This window comes from Micromonospora sp. NPDC005161 (genome assembly GCF_053599855.1).
Genome location: NZ_JBSFYQ010000110.1, coordinates 1 through 3,244 on the forward strand (window position 1 = coordinate 1; position 3,244 = coordinate 3,244).

Consider the following 3,244-nt stretch of genomic DNA (forward strand, 5'->3'; position numbering starts at 1 on the left):
CACACAACCGTCCATGATCGACGGTGGCTGCCCTCGTTCCCACACCGCACCGAGCCACAGCTCAGCCAAGGTCAACAACCCCGGCTGGAGTACTAAGGGGTTGATCCACGTCAGGGCAGCCCGACGGCTGTTCGGGGAACGGTCGCTTAGCAGACGGAGGGCGTTTCGTGGTGCAGCGCGCCTGCGGCAGGTGGCGCGCTGGAGTTCGTCAAAAGGGTGGTTGGGCGGGCTCCGGTGGTCGGCCGTGGGCACGGCGCGCATCGGTCACGGCCACGGCGAGGAGCACCGCGGCGGCGACGGCCGTGGCGGCGAAAGGAGGCGCGGACATCAGTGCCGGGTAGGACAGCGTCAGCGCCGCGAGGGTGATCAGACGGGCGGGAGAGACCCGGCCGAAGACCTCGTACTCGAAGCGGGCGCGGCCGGCGATGAACAGGGCCGGGCCGAGCAGGATAGGCGCGATCCAGGTCGCCGGGGCGGGATCGAAGGGGTGTTCGATGGTGATCTCGTATCCGAGGGCCGTGGTCACCACCCCGATGATCATGACCAGGTGGGTGTCGGCGGCGGACCGGCCGATAGTCGACGGATTGTCCGAGTGGGCGATGGCGTCGGGGAGGATCCGCCCGGCGCGGTGGTAGTAGATGCGCCAGAGCAGCACTGAGGTGATCGCGGCGACGGCGAAGGCGAGGGTGTGGTCGCGGTCGAAGGGTCCGGTGCTGTAGGTCAGGCCGATCACCAGGATCGTCTCACCCAGGGCGATGAGAAAGAACTGCTGGTAACGCTCGGCGAGGTGTTCCGCGGCGATGTCCCACTCGGCGGTGGTGGCACGGCCCAGCCCAGGCACGGGCCAGCCCCACCGTCCGGCCGCGTACTCGATGCCGAGCGCGAGCGCCCACAGCGGTATTAGCGCCCGGCCGTCGAGGATCGCCCCGGTGATCCACAGCACGCCAGTGACGCTGTAGGTGGCGAGCATCCGCCACTTCAGCTGCCGGCGCTGCCGGTCGCGCAGGGCGAACTGGAGCACCAGCGGCCGGGTGAGCTGACCGGCGACGTAGGCGAACGCGAAGGCTTCCGCGTATCCGGTGAACGCCCGCGGGACGGCCACACCCATCACCAAGCTGGAGCCGAGCGCTACGGTGACCACCGCCTGGATCGTGATGGATTCCGGGTCGTAGCGGCTGGTCGTCCACGCGATGCCCTGCCACAGCGCGTACAGGGCCAGCAGCAGGATGAGGGTCTTCCCGGCGCCGGGCAGCGCCCGAGACCAGGCGCTGCCACCGGGCTCGACCACCACGTCCTCGAACGCCCGAGCGACGATCCGCGTCAACGCGAAGACGAACACCAGATCGAAGAACAGCTCGAGGAACGTCACCCGAGCAGGGCGAGCCTGCGCCGGCTCCGGTCTGGCAACCGTACGTCTCCACATGACCAAGACCCTCCTCGACGCCGCGGGCCAGTCGTAACACGCCGACGGACAGCCAGACCGGTAAACCGACCGAGGAGTGCGGGAACAGCGGACGAGCCCGCCGTCGGCTGCTGTCGTGGGCACGTCGCCCGGGTTTCGATCGTCTCCTGCGCCGCCCAAACCCGGAGCAGCGCCGCGGCCACCGAGTGCCGGCCGGTCTGTCGCCTTATGTGCATAGCCCCGTCAGTGACTCTCGGGACCGTATAAGGCCAGAGCACGCGGGCGGTCTTCACGAGCGGTGATGGGTGAATGCGGGACAGGTGGGCACGCTGAGGCGCTCATTCCGCCCGCGAAGTCATCTCTACGGCACTTCGGCCCAGGCCCTCTCGAGTTCACCAGGAACCGCGACCTTAACCTCGGCGCTGGACCGTATCCGGACGAGGACGTGGGTGTTCAACCTGCCCGGCAACCCGCAGAAGTAGGAGCGGTGCCGCAGCTTCGGGGCCGCCAGGTCGATCGTGCCGATGCGGGTGTCCCACTCCCGATGCCGGTAACCGTTGCGGGAGTTGACCCGCTCTTCAGTGCGCTGCCCATAGGCGGCGCCGCGGATCGCCTCCGCCTCGACGGACATCAACGCCTGCGCAGAATGCGCACATCGCCTGCAACACGTCATCGATCTGCTCGCGCAGCAGGTCAACAGGGTTGACACTTTCGCATACGGCCATCGCATTCTCTGTCTTCCTGCTCTGCTCGACCGTTGCGAAGGATGGGCCTGACCCGGTTTGACGGACATCTGAGATCTGTGGGGGCTGTGAGCCCCCGGGAGGATGTTCATCATGGAAGGCATGGAAAGAAGCCGCGCCGGCCTCGCAGGGCGTTCACGCCGGAGTTCAAGGCGGAGATCGTCGCGGTATGCCGGCGTGGAGACCGGACGGTCGGTCAGGTCGCGAAGGACTTTGACCTGACCGAGACCGCGGTGCGGGACTGGGTCAAGCAGGCTGGCCTCGACGTTGGGACGCGGTCGGACGGGCTGACCACCGCCGAGCGGGATGAGCTGGCGCAGTTGCGGCGGGAGAACCGCCGGCTGCGTGAGGACGTCGACATTCTCAAGCGGGCCACGGCTTTCTTCGCGAAGGAGACCCGGTGAACGTGTATCCGTTCATCGAGGCGGAGAGAGCGCAGCAGGGCAACGTGAAGCGTGCCTGTGAGCTGTTGGAGGTCTCCCGGTCCGCCTACTACCAGCACCATGCCGCCGGCCCGTCGACGCGGGTCCGTCAGGACGTCGAACTCACCGAGCAGATCATCGAGGTGCACGACGCCTCCGCTGGAACCTACGGCTCCCCGCGCGTGCACGCCGAACTGCGCGCCCAGGGCCGCCGGCACTCCCGCAAGCGGATCGCCCGGCTCATGCAAGCGGCCGGCCGGTGCGGTCGGGCACCGAAGCGGTGGCGGACGACGACCGTGCCCGACCCGGCGGCGCCCGCGCGTCCTGACCTGATCGCCAGGGACTTCACTACCGCAGCCGCGGCGGTGAACACCCGCTGGTGCGGAGATATCACCTACATCAACACGTGGGAGGGCTGGCTGTATCTGGCCACCGTTCGACCTGGCCTCCCGTCGGGTCGTCGGCTGGGCCACCGCCGATCATCTGCGCACCGACCTACCCGCTCAGGCTCTATCCCACGCCGTGACCAGCCGTCGCCCCGAGCAGCCGGTGATCTTTCATAGCGACCGCGGCTGTCAGGGTGGATTCAACTGGTCGTCGCAACACCTTGATCACGGAGGTTTGCGATGGGGCGCGGCAAGAGGCAGATACCTGAGGTGCCGGCTGGTGCGCGGCGC

Annotated in this window: 3 protein-coding genes and 1 pseudogene; 2 read left to right on the plus strand and 2 right to left on the minus strand. The window is 68.1% G+C overall.

Going from position 1 to position 3,244, the window contains the following annotated elements:
• Positions 1-208: 208 nt before the first annotated feature.
• A complete protein-coding gene (locus ACWD5O_RS36990; protein WP_387328955.1) occupies positions 209-1,369 on the minus strand; it encodes a low temperature requirement protein A in 1,161 nt (386 codons plus the stop codon).
• Positions 1,370-1,877: 508 nt separating this feature from the next.
• A pseudogene (locus ACWD5O_RS36995) lies at positions 1,878-2,127 on the minus strand (transposase); the annotation flags it as partial.
• Positions 2,128-2,168: 41 nt separating this feature from the next.
• On the opposite strand from ACWD5O_RS36995, the gene ACWD5O_RS37000 reads away from it, so the two are divergent.
• Positions 2,169-2,549 carry a transposase gene (locus tag ACWD5O_RS37000; RefSeq protein ID WP_450088158.1) on the plus strand — a complete coding sequence of 127 codons (381 nt, stop codon included), beginning with the start codon at positions 2,169-2,171 and terminating at the stop codon, positions 2,547-2,549.
• Positions 2,546-3,130 (plus strand): IS3 family transposase, encoded by a 585-nt coding sequence (locus ACWD5O_RS37005; RefSeq protein WP_387328952.1) that lies wholly within the window; start codon positions 2,546-2,548, stop codon positions 3,128-3,130. The genes ACWD5O_RS37000 and ACWD5O_RS37005 overlap by 4 nt, the downstream gene beginning before the upstream one ends.
• Positions 3,131-3,244: the final 114 nt, after the last annotated feature.

Bases quoted from the DNA above. Each gene is read 5' to 3' on its own strand.
- ACWD5O_RS37000 (WP_450088158.1), top strand. From the start codon at position 2,169: ATGGGCCTGACCCGGTTTGACGGACATCTGAGATCTGTGGGGGCTGTG.